The following is a 20,364-nucleotide window of genomic DNA, read 5'->3' on the forward strand; positions in this document are numbered from 1 at the left end:
GATATTCTGTAATAAGTAAATGAAGAAATCTATTCTTATCGCTTGTCTGGGACTGGTAAGTCTGGGCTTGCAAGCACAGAGCATTTCGCTCGCTGGTGAATGGAATGTGGAGTTGGGAAAGAGCGGTAGCGCTTTCGCCAAGAGTAAGCGTGCTTCGCAGGGTGAGGTGAAGCGTGCCATTCTTCCCGGTACCATCGATACGAATCATCTGGGATTCGCTCCGAAAGATACGATGGAAACAACGCATCTTACGAGACTCTATGCCTATAAAGGAGCTGCAAGATATTCCAGAACCATCAATATTCCGAAGGACTGGAAGAAGAAGCCGGTAGAACTCTTCCTGGAGCGTACCCGACCGACATGGGTGTATGTGGATGGAGAGCTGGTGGATTCCTGCAACTTCATCTCTACTCCCCAGCGCTATCTTCTGCCAAAGAAGGTGAAGCCGGGCAAGCATCTCCTGGAAATCGTGGTGGATAATGGAAAAGGTGTGCCTGATCAGGTTTACGGTTCCAGCCATGCTTATACGGAAGATACGCAGACCAACTGGAATGGAATTATCGGAAGGATTGAACTCCTGCTTGTCGGTTCTGCTGATAGCAAATCGGCAGAAACTCTAACAGGAGCAATCCCTAGCCGTTCTGTAGCTTCTCCTTCCGCCCTTCAGATGCCTGATTTCGCCAAGGATTTCCATATCAAGGGCGCCCACTTTTACGCCAATGGTCATAGGATATTCCTCCGTGGCAAGCACGATGCGGCTGTATGGCCGCTGACGGGACATGTGGAAATGAGTGTGGAAGGCTGGATGAAGTATCTCGGAACCTGCAAGGAGTATGGAATCAATCATGTGCGCTTTCATTCCTGGTGCCCACCGGAGGCGGCTTTCGTGGCAGCGGACAGTCTGGGAATCTATCTCCAGCCGGAACTTCCTTTCTGGGGTTCTTTTGACAAGAAGGATGAGAAACTCATGACTTTTCTGCATCAGGAGGGAGTGAATATTCTGCGGGAGTATGGTCATCATCCATCTTTCAGAATGATGGCGCTGGGTAATGAACTCTGGGGCGACATCGACAAGATGAAGGAGTTTGTGGATGATTTCCGCAAGATTGCGCCTGATAAATACTATACCTTCGGAAGCAATTACTATCTCGGTTATCAGGGAATAAAAGAAGGAATGGATTACTTCACCACTTGCCGCATCGGAGGCGAGGGATGGGGCAAATACAATACTCATACCCGTGGTTCTTTCTCGTTTGCCGATGCCTACGATGGAGGAATGATCAATCATTTCCATCCTAATTCTACGATGAATTTTGATGAGGCTTGCGATAAGGCAGGAATCCCTATCATCTCTCACGAAACAGGCCAGTTTCAGACCTATCCTGACTATCGGGAAATAAAGAAATACACCGGAGTGCTTCATCCTTATAACTTTGAAGTGTTCCGCCGTCGTCTGGCTGCAGCCGGAATGCTCTCGCAGGCAGATGATTTCCACAAGGCTTCGGGCTTATGGAGCGTGAAACTCTATAAAGCCGATATAGAGATGGATTTGAGAACCCGGAATATGGCGGGCTTCCAACTGCTCGATATTCAGGATTATCCCGGTCAGGGAAGTGCTTTCGTAGGCATTCTGGATGCGTTTATGGAGAGCAAGGGAATCACTACGCCCGAGGAATGGCGCCAGTGGTGTTCGCCTGTGGTTCCTCTGCTGGAAATGAAGAAGTTCTGCTTCGTGGATGGCGAGAAGATTCAGGCTAAGGTAAAGGTAGCCAATTATGGCGGTTCTTCGCTGAAGGGCAAGAAACTGAAATGGCATCTGGCTGCCGAGAACGGATTGTTCTGTATGGATGATGGAACTTTCAGCACCAAGGATGGTGAAGTGAGAAAGAATGTGGGCGATTTGATGGCTGAGGATGAGGGAGTATTGAACATCTTTTCATACGATGAAGGTTGGGTGGATGTGGGTGAACTGAATGGTGTTTTTCACGTACAGAAACCTACCAAGCTGCTTCTTACATTAAACATTGAAGGAACAGAGGCGAGAAACTCCTACGAACTTTGGGTTTATCCGAAGAAGGCTTTGGAAAAGAAGGGCGTCATCATAGCCAAGGATTTGAATGATGAAGTGGTGAAAGTCTTGGAAAAGGGCGGAAAGGTGCTTTGGATGCCTACGGCTTCCAGCCATTTCGTGGCTGCCGATGATACACTTTCGCAGGCAGATAATGCTACGCCTTATACTGTTGGCGGACTCTTCCAGACCGATTACTGGAACTATCGCATGTTCAAGACCATCTGCGAGAACAACAAGAAGAAAGTTTCTCCAGGAACCCTGGGCATTTTGACGAATCCGGAACATCCGATATTCAAGGGATTCCCTACGGAGATGCACACCAACTGGCAATGGTTTCCGGTTATCAAGGAATCGCATCCGCTGGTGCTTGACAACTTCTCCAAGGATTATCGCCCGATAGTTCAGGTGATAGATAACATCGAGCGGAATCATAAGTTGGGCTTGGTGATGGAATGGAAGGTGGGAGCCGGAAAGCTTCTCGTCTGCATGAGCGATTTGGAGAAGGCTGCCAAATACCCGGAAGGCAAGGCTTTCTATCAGAGTGTAATTGATTACATGCGCTCTGCCGATTTCAATCCATCTGCAGAAATAACGGTGGAGGAATTGAAGAAGAAACTTGCCGAGAAGCCTCGTCAGGTTTCATTGAAGGAGCTGAATAATATCTCGCAATATTAGTTGCGAACCTATAAGAAAAAACAAGAGCGGAAAGCCAGGAGTTAACAGGTTAACAGTTAACAGCTGATTTTCCGCTCTTTTCATATCATCCTGGGACTAATCTTTATTCCAGGATAAGCCATTCTATCATCTCTGTTGATTCAGAGATAGAATTTACTTTGCATTAATCTCCTTCAAGAGGCGGTCTGCGTGTCCCCACTTATCCATCAGGTAGAGCACGTAGCGAATATCTACACCGATGCAGCGAGCCAGGCGCTTGTCGAAGTTGATGTCAGAACTGAGGCTGTCCCAGTTGCCATCGAAGGCAAGACCAATCAACTCACCCTTGCCGTTGAACATAGGGCTACCAGAGTTACCACCGGTAATATCGTTATTGGTGAGGAAGCAGAGCTGCATCTTGCCCGTCGTCTTGTCCTGGTACTTGCCGAAATCCTTCTCAGAGAGAAGCTCGTGCATGATAGGCTCAGCGTAGTAATCGATAACCTTATCGCCCTTCTTCATCTTCTCAACGATGCTCTCGGCTGTGGTGTAATAACCAGATGGCTTGCCACCGAGGTCGAAACCGCCTACCTGACCATAGCTCAATCGCATGGTGAAGTTGGCGTCGCTGTAGTGAGGCATGTCCTCCTCCATACGGAGCTTGGCAGCACAGAGATACTTCTCCTGCTCGGCGATGCTGTCGTTGATGCTGCCCATCTGAGCAGCGAAATCGCCATATACATCGTTCAAATCCATACCGAAGCTTACGCCTGGATCCTTCTCATATCCCTTCTTGTTGAAATAGAGCTTGGCGCCCTTCTTCATGATGAGCGACTTCTCCCAGAGATAATCCACATACTTGGCGTAATTGCCGCCAAATTCTGCGTCGATGGTCTTGTAGAACTTAGGCAACCATTTTGCATCTACGTGCTCCTTGTAGTTCTTCAAGAGGGTAGCGAGTACCTCTTTATCGAGCGCCATATCCCATTCTGCAGAGTTATCTTCAAACTCATGATACTGCTTCTTCTTGTTCTTCTCAGGACCCTTCACCTCCATGTTGGTCTGGAGCTTGATGGCACGGGTAGAGAACTCGATGTTGCTTCTTCTTGTGAAAGATTCAGCGAAGTTGGTCCAGGCGTATTTCACGTCTGCGCTCTCTTTGTAGAGCTTGGCGAGTTTGTCGAAATCTACCTTGTGGGCAAGATCGTTGGCTGCCTTGGCTGTATCCTGCCAAGCACGGAGACGGGTTTCGTACTCACGCTTCAGATTCACGATGCCGATAGAGTCGATACACTTGTTCATACCGATGGCATTCTTCCAGTAGTTGGAAGAGCTGGCGTACTTGCTGTCGTACTTGATGCGGACAGCCTCGTCGGCACGCATGTGCTTCTGCATTACCTCCTGCTTTACGCCACGAACCTGGGCACGAGGTGCATTCTCAGCATCGCGCATGGTCTGGATTCCGTAGCTTGAGAGATAGCGCTCTGTGCTGCCTGGGTAACCCATGGTCATCGCATAGTCGCCATCCTTATAACCCTGGAGAGAAACCTGTGCCCAACGCTTTGGATGATAAGGCACATTGTCCTTGCTGTAGGCAGCAGGACCATTGGTCTTAGGGTCGGCATAGATGCGGAATACAGAGAAGTCGCAGGTCTGGCGAGGCCACATCCAGTTGTCTGTATCGCCACCAAACTTACCCATAGACTTTGGCACGGTGAAAACCAGACGGAGGTCGGTGAAGTCGCGGTAAGTAGTAGCGTACCATTTGTTGCCCTCGTAGAAAGGCTGAACGGTGATATGGAGGGTAGAATCGTTCTTCTTCACCTCCTTAGTCATCTCGTTCTCCAGAGAATCGATGAGTTCATCGCGCTTCTTGTTGTCGAGTTTCTCGTATCCGAGGCTCATCACCTTATCGGTTACATCCTTCTGTTCAACCATAAAGCTGACGAACATATTCTCGTTAGGCAATTCCTCTGCGTAAGATTTAGCAAAGAAACCGTTGAGCATGTAGTCGTGCTCCACGGTAGAGTGGCTTCTGATAGCCTCGAAACCGCAATGGTGGTTGGTAAAGATCAAACCATCAGGAGAAACGACTACGCCCGAGCAATAGCCAGAGAAGTTGACCACAGCATTCTTCAAGGCGTTCTCGCCGTTGTAGAGCTGGTCGTAAGTCATACTGAAACCTTCGCGCTGCATCATCTCATACACAGCGTTAGGCAAGTTGTAAATCGTCCACATTCCCTCGTCAGCGTGAGCGGTATTGATTCCGCAGAACGCCATGATAGAGGCGATAAGGACCGTTGCTTTTTTCTTCATTACTTGTTTTTGTTTTCTATTTTTATTATGATGTTATTTATTCTTTTTCTCATACCATTCTTTCCAAGTCTTTGCCTGTTCTGTCATTCCATATTGCTGGCGTGGATGTCTTGGGGTGTTTGGATATTTCCTTTCAATAGCTTTTTCTGAGAGGGCAGCGTTTAAATATAGTTCACTAAAACTTTTTCTGTCCTTTAGTCCGATTGCATCCATAATTTCCGCAGATGTCATATATTCATCGTTAAAGGATAGAATAAGAGTCTCCACATGTTGACTGAACTTGTGGGGTACTTGTGGGGTACTTGAGGATAGATTGCGGGGTACTTGTGGGGTACCTATTCTTGGCTGCTCTTTCCAATCATCAGTCGGCCGAATATGCAAGTATCTGTTTTTGAGAACCCAGCTATCTTTTAGGAGTAAGTTTCTGAAGAAACGAACAAGGTAGATAGGAGAGTACTCTATATCTTTATTGATATTGCGATAGTTGGCACGAACTAGGGCATTGCGGAAATACCAGGAGTGTTTGGCGAACATTTCGTTGTTCACTTCATATCCTAACGAACGGAGATATTGGATGGTGAAAATTGCCGTGGTTCGGGTGTTTCCTTCTCTGAAAGCGTGGATTTGCCAGATGCCTGAAATAAATTTGGCAATATGCTCAATCTTCTCATCATCCGTCAGACCTTTATATGAGAAGTTCTTCTCCTGCTCAATATCCCAGTCCAAGGCTCTTCGCAAGTCTTCCCAATTCAGATAGTTTACGGAATCTCCTTCTAGCACCCATTCTTTCTTGGAAATATCGTATTGGCGGATTTCTCCTGCGTGCTTGAATACCCCCTCGAAAATTCTTCGATGCAGGGAAACATATCCGTTGGTATTGAAGGCAAAGGTCTTGCTGGCGAGAATCTTCGCGATGTTGGCTGAAACCTTATCTGCCTCTTCCTCGTCTTCATCCTTAGGTGTACGGACCGTCTTGCTCTGATAGTAAGAGTCAATCAGTTTTCTGGTTTCATCCAGAGTGATTTCCCCTTCGATATTTCGCTTAGCCACATCTATGAGATACGCCGACGGTTGCAGCCCATCTACAGCCTGCAATCCGATAGCCGTCTTCCAGTTCTCGGCCCTTTCCTTCTGCGAAGGTTCTCCTTGTCGGAGATATTCGTCAAAGGAAGAGAAGTCTTGATAATCTTTATTCATAGATGTAATGCTTGATATTTAACTTTGCAAAGTTACGACTATTTCCCGAATTTACCAATGATTTAGGGTAAAATATTAAAGAATTGTCCATTTATAGCTTAGTTGTGTGCCTAAACATTAATTTTCTTAGAAAAAACTTATTTAAAATGATACGATTTTCAGAAATAATAACTACCTTTGCATTCGAGTTGGAGCGGCATGAAAAGACTTGCCGTGATGAAGACTCAATTTAATATAGAGCGTTTTGTAATTATCCAAGAACTGAAATGTGGAAGTTTCAATATCAAAAGGATGATGGCAATGCTGCTCACGCATGGGATTATTATACCCTTTTCTGAAGGGATGATATACCTCATAGCGTGGGCTATTGCATATTACTTTTGATAGGGTCTTTCCACAACCTCAGTTCTGGTAAGTGCAATAGTTCCCACGCTATCTTTTTTATTAACTGCTTGCTTCTGGGAAACAGTTGGCAAAAAAATATGCATTATGAGTATTATTGTTATTTTAATTAGTCTTGTTTATGGAATATTGAGTCTTATTTTGTTCTTCAAGGTTTGGGGAATGACAAATGATGTAAGAGAATTAAAAGAAACTTTGTTGTTTGAAATCCAAAAGAAAGGCAAAGACTCAAATCCTTGCAATAATTCTATTCAAAATGCAAAGGATGAACTGGCTGATGTGGAAAAACAAAGTGAAGAAGAACTCTCTCCTAAAGAAGTTTTAGAACATCAATTTGTTCTTGCTGTGAAGAAATATAAAGTGCAATGTGCAACAAATTCTGTTTCTGAGGAAAAATATAATGTAGGCGTGCAATCAATAGTTAAAGCTTACCAAAAAAAGGCTAAAGGAGAGCAATTGAATATAGATTTTGCTTCTTTGCTTGCTTAGGTTAAATGTTTCCATAAGTTTAAATAAAGAACTTATGGAAACATTTTTTCTTTTGAGTAATTCGGCGAATACTTTTTGTAAGTATCCAAGCCGTTATTGTCTGACAGGAAGATGATGGTGTCTATGAAATAGTAGTTGCCGTCATCTCCAACCAAAACATTATTAGGCACGGCATCAAAGATGTCGTGAATGCCATTGGTGAAATATTCTCCATTGTCTTCTGCGTGGAAACCGATGCGCTCAAACTCAGCCTTGATTTCTTCGGGAGTAGCTTCCCTCGCATTTACAACAAGTTGTTGGCGAAGGACAGCACAAACTTTTCCATCTCGATTCTGTGAGAAACCGATGAAATCGTAGGCGCAATCAGGAAAGTATTGGTTATGGGCAGGAATGCGTTCAAAGAAAGGAGTAAGGTTGTCGTCTGAATAACGGAAGTCGTTAAGTTTATAAACGTGTACTCCATCATAGGCCATATAAACCTCGTTCTCTGAACCTCGGTCAGAGAACACACCTAATGATTCCGGATCTTCAATCCAGCAATCATTCTCCTTAGCCCAGTCTTTTAGCCTTGCAATTTGGACTCCCTTGCAAGCCGTTGTTCCCGCAAGCGCTTGAATTGAGCTAAGCACTCCTCCAGCGAAAGCGGATGCTCTCGCCAATAAGCCATGGAAGCCATTTTTTGGGCATTGACTTTCTTGTGATAATCGTTCAGTTGTATCTCCATCCATTTATGTATTATATTGTTAGAATATTACGTTTGCAAAGTTACGACTATTTCCCGAATTTTCCAAGGCTTCGCTTGATTTTCTTCATAATTTGCCTTTTTGCCGATAACATTCCTGGTGATAGAACCTCCTGTTCCAGCATATCCAGAGCCATTCTTAACTCTTCGAGGAGTTCGGGATAGTACTTCATCTGCTCGTAGGCGAGCTTCATGCAGTAGCAGCGGATGGCGTAGGGCTGGGAACAGGCGTTAATCTTGGCGATGCAGAAATCGATGAAATCGGAACGGAGTGATTCTTCTTCGAAAGGCTGACGGAGAAGGAGATGGAGCATCAGGCGGCGCTTGGTCTCATTCTTCTCTACGAGAACTCGGTCTATTAAGTCATCGTGCTTGGCATAGAGCCACTCGTTGTTCTGCATGTCGAAATGAGTGAATACCCACAGGGCATTTGTGGATATTCGCTCGTCCTCATCAAATGTTAGTTGATAAAGATGAGCTTTTTTACGGTTATTACCATGGGTAAGAATACAAATCTCATAGATGTCATCCATGCAAAGTTTCTTATTCAGTTTCTTCCTCATGCTTCTATGGCTTATTTGATGATGAAACTCTTCTCTACCTTGTGTTTAACAAATTCTCTAGCTGCGAATAGTGGTACATTTTCCATCCATTTTTGGTCTTGGAAACCTCGCATGGAGAAACGGATACCTTTGAGATGATAGGAGGCAAAATCGTGAGTGATAAATGCTGCTAGTGATTTTGCCTTTACATTCTCCTCAGCCTTTACTTCTATTGGTAAGATTTCGCTGCCGGCTTGTACTATGAAATCAATTTCTTGGGTAGAGCTTGGCTTACTGTAATAATATATGGGTAAGTAAGGAAGAGATTTCAGCTGTTGAAGCACGAAATTCTCAGTAAACGCCCCCTTGTATTCGCTAAACACGTTGTTGCCAATGAGAATCTGGTCAGGTTGTGCCATTGTAAGTGCTCCCAACAAACCTACATCAAGCACATATAATTTGAAAGCATCCATGTCTGCATAGAATTTTAATGGAGATTTGGCATCTCTTGTTCTTTCTACCTTATGGACGAGTCCTGCGTCAATGAGCCATTGTATTGCAATCTCGAAATCTTTAGCCCTAGCTCCTTTTCTTATTGCACCATAGATGAACTTCTTGTTCTCGCGAGCCAGTTGGGCTGGGATTGATTGCCATACCATTCTTACTCTTTGTGTCTGTTCTTCGGTGTGTTTGCTGATATCTGCCTCGTATGCATTCAAGATGTTTTGTTGAATTTGCCTTACTTGCATTGGGTTGTGATTTTGTGTAAATTCCAATACTGCTTCGGGCATACCTCCAACAAAGTAGTATCGTCGAAGGTATTCTATGAATTTTGGGGCGAGGCTGTTGATAAGTTCCTTATCTCCGCTTTGCAATAAATCCAAAAGTTGTTTCTCTCCATTGGCAAGTAGAAATTCTTCATAAGTCATGGGGTAGAGGTGCATGATGTCAACTTTACCGACAGGGAAGGATTCTCCTTTCATGTTCATGACACCGAGCAATGATCCTGCTACGATGATATGCAATTCTGGCTTGTCTTCACAGAAATATTTCAGCGAGGACAAAACATGTGGAATCTCTTGTATCTCATCGAGAAATACAAGGGTCTTGCCAGGAGTGATGTCTTGGTGTGCATAAGCAGCAAGGCCGATGGAAAGTCTTTCTGCATTTGCGTCACCTTGAAAAAGTTGAGCAATGCTTTTGTTTTTGTAACAGTTGATGTAAACCATATTCTCAAATTCGTTGTCGCCAAACTCTTTGATGATATAGGTCTTGCCAACTTGTCTTGCTCCATACATGATGAGTGGCTTCCTGTTACTGGATAATTTCCAGTCTTTCAGATGGTTGTATATGAATCTTTTCATGTTTGCTACACTTTTGTGAGGGAATGATATTTGTGCCTGTACATTTTTGTGAGGGAATAATGCCTTATTACCAACACTTTTGTGAGGGAATATTGCTGCAAAGATACTGATTTCTTTTGAAAAACCACAAAAAACGTCCTTAAAAATGTGTAAAACCACAAAAGGTCGTCCTTAAAAGTGTGATATTTTACAACAAGTCGAACTTAAAAGTGCAAAAACAGCTGATATGCAAGTGCGCATACCAGCTGCTTTCTTAGTATGCTCGGCAGACCTGCTGACTGCAGTGAGCAGACCTGCTGACTAGGCTCAGCAGAGCTGCTGAGCCTAGTGGCAACTTTCTAGAAGCAGTCTCCTTGAACTCCATATTCTATCTCTTTGAACCTGATCAGACGTCTTCTTTCACTTGCGCAGTCATATCCTTCGGTTAACGGAGCCGTATCCTTCAGCTTGCATAGTCATATCCTTCAAAATACTCAGTCGTCTCGTTTCGTTCACTCAGCCGTTTGCTTTAGCTCTTACAGGGTGCCTTGCTGGCTGCTATTATATCCTGAGTATTGCTCGGGACCAGGAACATTGGGTCCTTTTGTCTATTCTTGAACCGCATGCGAAGGTTCTGTATAATATAAACAAAAGAAGTCCGTGGACTCACACATTGTCCACGGACTTCTTGGAATATAATCTCAATGATTGGAATCTCTTACTTTCTAAAGTACTTTCCAATTACCGGCAGACTCTTCAATGGGAAATCCTTCTTCACGAGATAAGCGGCGAAGATGAGGATGAGCACCGTGTTGATGAGGCAGGCAATTCCACTGGAGAAGTATCTGTTAGCCTCGGTCATTCCGGCAAAGAGGATGAGGGCGAGAACCACATAAATCATAATCTCCTTCACCGGATAGTTGATTGGATACTTCTTCTGACCCACAAAGTAGGAGAGAAGCATGGCTGTTCCATATCCAGCGAAACCGGCCCAGGCACAGGCAATGTAACCATAAACTGGTACGAAGATAACGTTGATGGCAATCAATACCGCACAACCGATGCCTGAGAAGTAAGCACCCCAGATGGTCTTGTCGATGAGCTTGTACCAGAAACTGAGGTTGAAATATACTCCCATCATGATTTCGGCAGCCATTACGATAGGCACTACCTTCAAACCATCCCAGTAGTCGCGACCGATGATGTGGCGCAATACATCCAGATAACCTACTACCACCAGGAAGGCGAGCAGGGTGAAGATGACGAAATATTTCATCGCAGAAGCGTAAGTCTGTCGGTTGTCCTTATCCTTCGCCTTGCCGAATACGAATGGTTCGTAAGCATAGCGGAAAGCCTGGGTAATCATCGCCATGATCATCGCAATCTTGCTGGCTGCTCCGTAGATTCCGAGCTGCGCATGAGCATCGCCCTTCTCATAGATGTAAGGGAAGAGAATCTTGTCGGCTGTCTGGTTCAGAATACCGGCAATACCGAGCACGAGGATTGGCCAACTGTAGCCCATCATCTTCCTGACGAGCACCTTACATTCGCTCCAGGAGCATTTCTCGCCCATGAATCCTTCCTTCAGTTCCTTGTAGAAACAGAAGGTGATTGAGGCGGTACAAACCAGGTTGATGTAGAAAGCATAACCCACATCGTGACCATCCATGATGACGTAGTAAACCAGGTTGAGCGCAATGTTCAGACCGATGAAGAGCAACTTGAAGGCAGCAAACTTCAATGGGCGCTTCTTGTATCTGAGGTAAGCGAACGGGATGCACTGGAAGGCATCAATAGCCACGGTTACGAACATGGTCCATACATAAGCCGGATGGTCGGCGTAGCCCATCGCATCGCTCAAAGGCGTGATGAAGAGGAATACCAGGGCGATGAAGAGTAGGGAAGTGAAGCCCACCATGCTCAATACCGTGTGATAAACCTTTTCTGAGTTTTCTCCCTCCTTGTTGACGAAACGGAAGAAGGTGGTCTCCATTCCGTAGGTCAGGATAACGAGGAGTAACGCCGTATAGGCGTACATGTTGGTGATGACACCATAACCACCACTGGCGGCGCTGATCTTTGCCGTATAGAGTGGTACAAGCAGATAGTTGAGGAATCTGCCGATGATACTGCTCAAACCATAGATGGCGGTATCCTTTGCGAGTGATTTTAAACTTGCCATTATCTTTCTTAATGTTGAATGTTAAGTGTTAAATGTTAAATTGGGCTTGCGCCGTCATTCAAAGATTATCTGTGTAAATCTGTGAAATCTGTGTGAGACTCTTATCCGAAGAATAAATATGCTATAGCGATTGCTGCGATGACTCCTGCCAAATCGGCAAGCAAGCCGCAAGCCACGGCGTGGCGGGTATTCCTGATGCTTACGCTTCCGAAATATACTGCCAATATATAGAAGGTGGTATCGGTGGAACCCTGGAAGATGCAGCTCAATCTGCCCACAAACGAATCAGGACCATAGTTCTTCATCGCCTCCAGCATCATGCCTCGTGCACCACTTCCCGACAGTGGTTTCATGATGGCGGTAGGTAGGGCGCCTACGAAATCGGCGTTCAAGCCGCATTGTTCTACCGACCACGAAATGCCTTGAATCACCATATCCATCGCTCCCGAAGCACGGAACACGCCGATGCCCACAAGGATAGCTACGAGATAAGGGATAATCTTCACCGCCGTAGTAAAACCTTCCTTCGCTCCCTCGATAAATGCATCATAAACATTCACTTTCTTCCAGAAACCAGCCAGGATGAAGCTGAGGATGATGCCCAGGAGAATCATGTTAGAAGCCAAGGTGGTAACCGTGTTCATCGTATCCTTGTCCATCTGTCCGAATCCCCAGATGATGATGCCTACGAAGGCGCACATTCCCAATAGAGTAGCGAGCAATACCGGCTGCAGGATGTTGATGCGCTGCCAGAGCGAAGTGATGATGATGCCGGCAAGCGTAGCCACGAGCGTAGCCATCAGGATAGGGATGAAGACATCCGTAGGCTGGGCTGCACCATAGGAGGCACGGAAGGCAAGGATGGTGGTAGGGATGATGGTGAGTCCTGAGGTGTTCAGAACCAGAAACATAATCATCGGGTTCGTTGCCGTATCCTTCTTCGTATTGAGCTCCTGCATCTGCTGCATCGCCTTCAATCCTGTAGGTGTTGCTGCATTATCGAGTCCCAGCATATTCGAAGCGATGTTCATGAAGATGCTTCCCATCACCGGATGGTTCTTCGGAATATCAGGGAAGAGACGGGTGAAGACCGGGCTGAGTGCTCGTGCCAACACATTCACAACTCCCGCCTTCTCTCCAATCTTCATGATGCCAAGCCAGAGGGCGAGCACGCCCGTCAGTCCGAGAGAAATCTCGAAGGCATTCTTGGATGAGTCGAAGGTGGAATCTACAATCTTCTGGAAGATAGTTGTATCTCCCATTGCCAATCCGATGAGTGCGGAGATGAACGCAATCACGAAAAATGCTATCCAAATGTAATTTAAAACCATAATTGTTTCATCTTGCGGTTTTTTCAACCGCTTTTATTGTGATAATGTTCTTGTCACAGAATAATATAATACCTGATAATCGGGTGCAAAAGTACAACTTTATCACAAAATTCCAAAGGAATTCGGACTGAAAATCACAAAATTCCTATTGTTTTAAGGCGTTTTATCACAAAATTCCATGCTTTTCTCTCTTCGCCATCACATTATTCCCTATTCGTTATACTTTTTTAATCTCTCTTTTTATCCGATTTCAGAAAAAAGATGTACTTTTGCCGCTCAATTCATGAAAGACAGGAATTTGGTTATACAAAAACATTATTAAGGAAGCAAAGGACTTCTGTTATATTTTATAGTATGGACAAGAATGAGAGAATATATAACGAGCAAGAGATGCCCGCTGAAACGAAAAAGAATCATTCCGCTGATGCGGATAGAGTAAAGGAAGTATATAAGGTGACGATAGCGGGAAGCATCATCAATGTGGTACTGCTTGTATTGAAGTTTGCGGCAGGTATCCTCGGACATTCAGCAGCCATGATAGCGGATGCCATCCACTCGCTTACCGATTTCGCCACAGATGTGGTGGTACTGGTATTCGTAAAACTGGGCAATAAGCCGAAGGATAAGGACCATGATTATGGGCATGGCAAATACGAGACGCTTGCCACAGCCATCATCGGCATTTCGCTCTTCGTGGTGGGTGTGATGATCTGTTATTCTGGCGTTACCAAGACCTATCGTGCCATCTGCGGCGAGACATTGCAGCAGCCGGGCATTGTAGCCTTGATTGCTGCCATCGTAAGTATCGTGATGAAGGAGTGGGCTTATCAGTTTACGGTTAAAGCCGGAAAAAAATATCATTCCGAGGCTGTAGTGGCAAATGCCTGGCATCATCGCAGTGATGCTTTATCGAGTATCGGAACGATGTTCGGTATTGGTGGCGCTATCATCCTGGGAGAAAAGTGGGCGGTGCTCGATCCGCTGGCTGCCATCATCGTGAGTGTCTTCATCATCAAGGCTGCCTGGGGACTGGTGATGCAGTCTGTGAAAGAACTGACGGATGCCAGTCTTCCGGAAATGGAGGAAGATGAAATCCTGAAGATTGCAAATGAAGAAGAGGGAGTGGGAGAGATTCATAACCTGCGTACCCGTCGCATCGGAAACAAGATTGCGATAGAAATGCATGTCCGCATGCCGGGTTCTCTTTCGCTTTATGAGGCGCATGAGCATGCTACTCATATAGAAACAAAACTGAAGCAGCACTTCGGCGCAGATACCCATGTGGGAATCCATCTCGAACCGATAAAAGTGAACGGAAAATATCAAGCTCCGGAATAACTGAAATAAAAGGAAATAGCCGGAATAAAAGGAAACGAGCCTTGACGGAAGGAAGAAACCTCCATCAAGGCTCGTTTTTTTATTTGATATCCGAATCGTATTTCGGATATTTATCATCTTTTGGGTTGATTATTATCTGATTATATTATCGGCCGAGATTTACGCTGGCTCCTGCCATAATCCACAAACCAGGCTGCTTAACGGCAGTGAGGTCGTAATAGCGGTGGCAAGTGATGTTGTCGGCTTTCACGAAGATATTGTATTTCTTCTCGTCCCACATCAGTTTGCAATCTACCTTGGTGTATGGATGATAGCCATTCATTCTCTGCTGCCATCTTACGCTCCACGAAGCTGAAAGCTTGCTCCAGATCTGATGATCCAGCCCGAATACAGCCTTGTGCTTCAGATACTCCAATGCATAGAGTGATTTCAGAATGTTTGTCTCGGTCTTATGATCCTGATAGATGTAAGCATAACCCAACTTGATGCGAGTAATGAAACTGTTTGGTACCAACTCTCTCATGTAGATAGTAGCATCTACGTTGTAGCCCATGTTGTTGAGCTTTCCGATGTTCATCACGTGATACTTGCTGTCATTCTGCTCGGTCACGGATGTCTGAACCCAGTCAATCATGTTGGTGCCGTGTGCGTAGAATCCGCTTACGGTTGCGGCAAAACCAGTCTGGCGATACTGGGTTCCTACCTTGAAGGTTGAGTTCTTCTCCGGGGTCAAGGTGATGTCGCCCTGCTGCACCACATTACTTATATATAAGTCGGTGTAGGTAGGCATTCTCAATGCCTTGTTCCAGGAAGCGTAGAACTTCCAGTTGTCGTTAGGACGATAACTCATATCCACACCAGGATAGAAACGGAAGTCGTTGTCAAGACCTGTATTCTTGTTAGCCAAGACACCAGCCGACAAGGTGAAGCCGCCGAAGATGAAGTTGTGCTCCAGCATGATGTTGGTATTGGTGCGCTCGCCCTTTCGGGTATATTGACGGTCGGAACCCGAGATATCTTTATAGTCTTTCTCTGCGAGTTCCTCGCCCAATGCAGTAGAGTAGATGCACTCCTTGCTGATGTCGAAACCCACTGCGGTCTTACCCAAAGCCCAAGCCACGTTGGTATTCAGTCCACCACCATAAACATCTAGGTCGTGATAGTTCTCGCCTGCTGCAGCTCCAGCCTTTCCACGAATCAGCTGATAGTGATCCTTGAATTTGTTATAATAGAATTGAGGTGCAATCTCCCAGGTCTTCTCCTGGTTGTGCAGACTCAGGTTGAGCGAAGCCAGACCGTGGTCTGTCTTCTCATATTGGTTGTTATATTTGGCGCTGTAGAAAGTATTGGCACCATAGCTCTGGCTAGCAATACCCAACTGGGCGATGATGTCGAAACGCTGGTCGTAAGAGAAAGAGAGATTGCCGTAGCCCTGTCCCTTCTCGAAGTCGCTGTTCTCCGTGCCGCCATCCGAGCGCTTGTAGCCTCCGCTTACGGAATAAGCCTGGGTCCACTTGCCCGTTTCAAAAGCTGTTTGAATGCGTCCCTGTGCTCCGAAGCTTCCAAAGCTTCCGCCTTCTACACTTGCAGATACCCCCTCACTCTTAGCCTTCTTGGTTACGATGTTGATGGCACCATTGAAGGCTGAAGTTCCGAATAAGCGCGATGCTGCCCCCTCGAGCACTTCGATGTGGTCGATGTCGGCAAGAGCTACAGGAAAATCAGAAGCATTGTGACCAGTCTGAGGATTGGAAATGTTGACGCCATTCAAGAGAATGGTAATCTGGTCGAAGGTTCCACCATTGATGGAGATATCCGTCTGAACACCAAAGCCACCACGCTGACGGACATCCACGCCGGTAGCTAATTTCAATACATCGTTGATAGTCTGCGCAGCCGCACGATGAATATCGTCGCGGGTAATGACAGACACAATCTTAGGTGACTGCTCTACAGTCATCGGCGCACGAGATCCGGTAACGCTCACTGCATCTAGCTCGTAAGCCTTTCCGCCCTTGTAGAGGGTAGAATCAACCTTGGCTCCCTCTGTGCTTACGCCTGCTGCCTTGGCATGGCTCAGGGTAGCAACGCTGAGTGCACCAACAAGTACCTCTCTTCCCAAAACTGCGAAGAGTGAGTAATTCTTGTTAGAGAATCGGTTGAACTTCAGGCTGTTGCGCTTGTTGAAAATTGTTTTGTACATTAAATAAAATGTTTATAAATGAATAATAAATCGAAGCCTTCCGCCTTCCCGGCTTTCGGCATTCGGGGTGCAAAGGTACTGCCTTTTGGGCAACTGACAAAATAAAATTTGAATTATTTTTTCAACTGCCGATGCAAAGCTAATGTAAATCAAGGTCGGTTTCCTACCTCACAAATCGTATTCAATTCAGCCTTCTCGTGGCATAAAAAAGTATTAATTAGGCATAATCCTCAATAGGGTGATGCGATTTTCTTAAAGAAACATTCGCTTTTTCAGATTATTCTTGTATCTTTGCAGTTGATATGGGCAGCATTCTGCAATCAGAATACTGCTGTCGCAATTTTATGGTAATTAGAAATTAAAAAGAAAGGAACAGATAAGATGGAAAAGATCAACGTAAAAGAACTGAATGACAACGTCTTCGAGACTATTGGTAAGGAGTGGATGCTGGTATGTGCCGGCAACAAGGATCATTTCAATATGATGACCGCCTCTTGGGGCTGTTTGGGATGGCTTTGGAACAAGCCGGTGGCTGTGGTCTTTATCCGTCCGGAGCGTTTCACCCACGGCATCATCGAAGAGAATGAATTCATGACTCTCTCTTTCCTCGGCAACAGCGAGGAGGCTCGGAAGATTTATAGCTTCTGCGGCTCTAAGAGCGGACGCGATTTGGATAAGGCGAAGGAAACAGGACTGATTCCTGTAGAAACTGATAACGGCAGCATCGCCTTCGAGCAGTCACGACTCACCCTGGAATGCCGCAAACTTTATAAGGACAGTATGACCGCCGAGAAGTTCCTCGACAAGGACCTGCTCCAGTGGTATGGTGCCAAGGGTGGATTCCACGATGTTTATGTTGTGGAGATTACCAATGCTTATAAAAAATAAGAATTAAAATATGGCTCAAGAACAAACAGCAATTCGTGAACGCCAGAAAACCAGGCTCAAGGAGCCGGGGCGTTACGTGGTAATGATGTTCAACGACGACTTCACACCGATGGACTTCGTGGTAGAAATCCTCGAATCCATCTTCTTCAAGTCGCAGGCTGAGGCTGAAGCAATCATGCTCAAGGTTCATCACGAAGAAAAAGCCGTGGTGGGCACCTACAGCTATGACATCGCCAAGAGTAAAGTGGAGAAAGCGATGGAGAAAGCCCGTACGCAGAAGTTTCCGCTTAAACTCACTTATATGCCGGAATAGGTGTTGATTTCGGGGAAATATCCCCAATATATGCTAAGAAAAAGAAAGGAAAGAATAGAATGGATAATATGGGATTAACCCGATACATGAGTGTTCTGATGGACGATGCCATGAAGCAAGCCCGGTTCTTCGACCACGAGTTCGTGATGCCCGAGCACATGCTGCTGGCGTTGCTCAGGCAGTATGCATTCTGTCAGGCGCTGCAGGAAGAAGGCGTAGACAGCCTCAAGATGCACGAAGACTTGGTGGGATGGCTCGCCAAGCAGGAACGTGTGCCTGAAACCATCAAGTATCTGCCAGAGCCGTCATCGCTCTTCAAAACCATGTTTGGAACAGCGTGCGCCCTGGCTGCTGCTGCCGACAGACAGCTGGTGAATGTACCCCATTTTGTGCAGGCGATGTTTGGCTTGCAGAATTCAGAAGCCGCCTTCCTGCTGTGCAAGAATGTGGGCGACCGGCAGGGCGAGTTCCTGGCGAGCGTTGACAGTTATTATCCTATTGGAGAAGATACTGGAGAGGCTGGCATGGGCATGGGAACAGACTTTGATGATGACGATTATGCCAACGAGTATGACGACGACGAGGAAGAAGGCAGAAGACAGGTTGTACAGGATTGGCATCAGCTGGTTACCTGTATTTCTGACAAGGTAGAAGAGCACAATCCGCTCATCGGAAGAGAACAGGAACTGGACAGAACCATCCAGGTGCTCTGCCGTGCCGAGAAGAACAATCCGCTCCACATCGGAGAAGCCGGAGTCGGCAAGACAGCTCTGGTCTATGGTCTCGCCAAACTCATTAACGAAAACCAGGTTCCTGAACGCCTCAAGGGGGCTCGCATCTATGGCATGGACATGGGACAGATGCTTGCCGGTGCCCAATATCGCGGCGACTTCGAGAAACGCATCAAGATGGTGATGGAGGGAGCCGTGAAGGAAGGCAATACCATTATCTACATCGATGAGATTCATAATATGATAGGTGCCGGTCGCGGCTCAGATGGTGGACCTGATGCATCCAATATGCTGAAGCAATATCTGGAGGCAGGTGATATCCGTTTCATCGGTTCTACCACCTACGAGGAATATAACCGTTACATGGCTCAGAGCAAGGGCATTGTGCGCCGGTTCCAGCAGATAGATATCAAGGAACCTACCGAGGAGGAGGCTATCAAAATATTGGAGGGCTTGCAGTATAAATACAACAAGTTCCACAATGTAACCTATCGCAAGGACGCCCTGGAATATGCCGTCCGTGCCAGCGCCAAATATATCAGCAACCGCTGTCTGCCAGACAAGGCCATCGACCTGATGGATGAGGCGGGTGCTTATCTGGAGGTGCATCCGGTAGAATCTCGCCAGCGCTCTTATGTTACCAAGTCTATCATCCAGCAGATTCTGATTAAGGTCTGCAAGATTGATGCGGCTGCGATGAAAGATGAGAATAACGATGCTCTGGCTACGCTCCGCCAGCGCATACTCGACAAGATTTACGGTCAGGACAAGGCTGTAGACAAGGTGGTTGAGGCTGTGATGATGGCAAAGGCGGGATTGACAGATGATGACAAACCATTGGCTTCGCTCCTCTTCGTGGGACCTACCGGAGTAGGAAAAACCGAGGTGGCACGACAGTTGGCCAAGGAACTCGGCATCGAACTGGTACGCTTCGATATGAGTGAATATACCGAGAAGCATACCGTGGCAAAACTCATCGGTTCGCCAGCCGGATACGTGGGTTATGAGGATGGAGGACTTCTGACCGATGCCATCCGCAAGACGCCAAACTGTGTACTTCTGCTCGATGAGATAGAGAAGGCGCATAGCGATATCTACAACATCCTGCTCCAGGTAATGGACTATGCCCGTCTGACTGATAACAAGGGTCAGAAGGCTGATTTCCGTAACGTGATTCTCATCATGACCTCAAATGCCGGAGCACAATATGCTTCACGGGCTAGCGTAGGTTTCAATGGAAACGTAAGCCGTGGCGAAGCGATGCTGGCACAGGTGAAGAAGACTTTCAAGCCTGAGTTTATCAACCGACTTTCCGATATGGTGGTGTTCAGCGATATGGATAAGCACATGGCAGAGCTGATTCTTGCCAAGAAACTTCGTCAACTCGATGCGAAACTGGCAGCAAAGGGAGTTACCGTAACATTAACCGATGCTGCGCGTGAACAGTTGCTGAAATGGGGCTTTACCAGGGAATATGGTGCCCGCGAGATGGACCGTGTCATCGGTAACCGCCTGAAACCGATCCTGATGAAGGCGCTGCTCTTCGGCAAACTCAAGAAGAGTGGCAAGGCGCATGTCGACTTTGACGGAAAGGAACTGGTGATTAATTATTAGAATGAAAG

General features: G+C 46.2%; 14 protein-coding genes. 6 read left to right on the plus strand and 8 right to left on the minus strand.

Annotation, left to right across the window (positions count from 1 at the left end; genetic code table 11):
* Nucleotides 1-19: 19 nt before the first annotated feature.
* Nucleotides 20-2,746: a beta-glycosidase gene (locus tag KSW37_RS00045; RefSeq protein WP_217312940.1), complete on the plus strand. Its 2,727-nt coding sequence runs from the start codon at nt 20-22 to the stop codon at nt 2,744-2,746.
* Between the two features lie 153 nt (nt 2,747-2,899).
* On the opposite strand, the gene KSW37_RS00050 is transcribed toward KSW37_RS00045, so the two are convergent.
* Both KSW37_RS00050 and KSW37_RS00055 read right to left on the minus strand, forming a co-directional pair.
* Nucleotides 2,900-5,041: a S46 family peptidase gene (locus KSW37_RS00050; protein WP_217312941.1), complete on the minus strand. Its 2,142-nt coding sequence runs from the start codon at nt 5,039-5,041 to the stop codon at nt 2,900-2,902.
* Nucleotides 5,042-5,074: 33 nt separating this feature from the next.
* A complete protein-coding gene (locus KSW37_RS00055) occupies nt 5,075-6,238 on the minus strand; it encodes a Fic family protein (RefSeq protein WP_217312942.1) in 1,164 nt (387 codons plus the stop codon).
* Nucleotides 6,239-6,727: 489 nt separating this feature from the next.
* On the opposite strand from KSW37_RS00055, the gene KSW37_RS00060 reads away from it, so the two are divergent.
* A complete protein-coding gene (locus KSW37_RS00060; protein ID WP_217312943.1) occupies nt 6,728-7,129 on the plus strand; it encodes a hypothetical protein in 402 nt (133 codons plus the stop codon).
* 32 nt (nt 7,130-7,161) lie between these two features.
* On the opposite strand, the gene KSW37_RS00065 is transcribed toward KSW37_RS00060, so the two are convergent.
* The 5 genes from KSW37_RS00065 to KSW37_RS00085 form a co-directional block, all read right to left on the minus strand.
* Nucleotides 7,162-7,758 (minus strand): hypothetical protein, encoded by a 597-nt coding sequence (locus KSW37_RS00065; protein ID WP_367397482.1) that lies wholly within the window; start codon nt 7,756-7,758, stop codon nt 7,162-7,164.
* A gap of 142 nt (nt 7,759-7,900) precedes the next feature.
* A complete protein-coding gene (locus KSW37_RS00070; protein ID WP_217312945.1) occupies nt 7,901-8,434 on the minus strand; it encodes a hypothetical protein in 534 nt (177 codons plus the stop codon).
* An 11-nt stretch (nt 8,435-8,445) separates the two neighbouring features.
* On the minus strand, nt 8,446-9,777 hold the full coding sequence (locus tag KSW37_RS00075) for an ATP-binding protein (protein WP_217312946.1): 1,332 nt from the start codon (nt 9,775-9,777) through the stop codon (nt 8,446-8,448).
* Nucleotides 9,778-10,474: 697 nt separating this feature from the next.
* Nucleotides 10,475-11,938 (minus strand): oligosaccharide flippase family protein, encoded by a 1,464-nt coding sequence (locus tag KSW37_RS00080; RefSeq protein ID WP_217312947.1) that lies wholly within the window; start codon nt 11,936-11,938, stop codon nt 10,475-10,477.
* Between the two features lie 101 nt (nt 11,939-12,039).
* Entirely contained in the window at nt 12,040-13,269 is a 1,230-nt protein-coding gene (locus tag KSW37_RS00085) for a nucleoside recognition domain-containing protein (protein WP_217312948.1), read from the minus strand.
* Nucleotides 13,270-13,623: 354 nt separating this feature from the next.
* On the opposite strand from KSW37_RS00085, the gene KSW37_RS00090 reads away from it, so the two are divergent.
* On the plus strand, nt 13,624-14,607 hold the full coding sequence (locus KSW37_RS00090) for a cation diffusion facilitator family transporter (protein ID WP_437183099.1): 984 nt from the start codon (nt 13,624-13,626) through the stop codon (nt 14,605-14,607).
* 145 nt (nt 14,608-14,752) lie between these two features.
* Here KSW37_RS00090 and KSW37_RS00095 read toward each other — a convergent pair whose 3' ends face one another.
* Nucleotides 14,753-16,810 (minus strand): TonB-dependent receptor plug domain-containing protein, encoded by a 2,058-nt coding sequence (locus tag KSW37_RS00095; RefSeq protein WP_217312949.1) that lies wholly within the window; start codon nt 16,808-16,810, stop codon nt 14,753-14,755.
* A 381-nt stretch (nt 16,811-17,191) separates the two neighbouring features.
* Between KSW37_RS00095 and KSW37_RS00100 the strand changes: the two genes are divergently transcribed.
* The 3 genes from KSW37_RS00100 to KSW37_RS00110 all read left to right on the plus strand — a co-directional run bounded on the left by KSW37_RS00100 (nt 17,192) and on the right by KSW37_RS00110 (nt 20,356).
* Nucleotides 17,192-17,698, plus strand: coding sequence for a flavin reductase (locus KSW37_RS00100; RefSeq protein WP_217312950.1), 507 nt, complete (start codon nt 17,192-17,194; stop codon nt 17,696-17,698).
* Nucleotides 17,699-17,708: 10 nt separating this feature from the next.
* Nucleotides 17,709-18,011, plus strand: a complete 303-nt coding sequence (locus KSW37_RS00105) for an ATP-dependent Clp protease adaptor ClpS (protein ID WP_006849241.1) — start codon at nt 17,709-17,711, stop codon at nt 18,009-18,011.
* 110 nt (nt 18,012-18,121) lie between these two features.
* Nucleotides 18,122-20,356 (plus strand): AAA family ATPase, encoded by a 2,235-nt coding sequence (locus KSW37_RS00110; protein ID WP_437183102.1) that lies wholly within the window; start codon nt 18,122-18,124, stop codon nt 20,354-20,356.
* Nucleotides 20,357-20,364 lie beyond the last annotated feature (8 nt).

It is taken from the genome of Segatella copri, assembly GCF_019127135.1.
In the GTDB taxonomy this organism is placed as follows: domain Bacteria; phylum Bacteroidota; class Bacteroidia; order Bacteroidales; family Bacteroidaceae; genus Prevotella.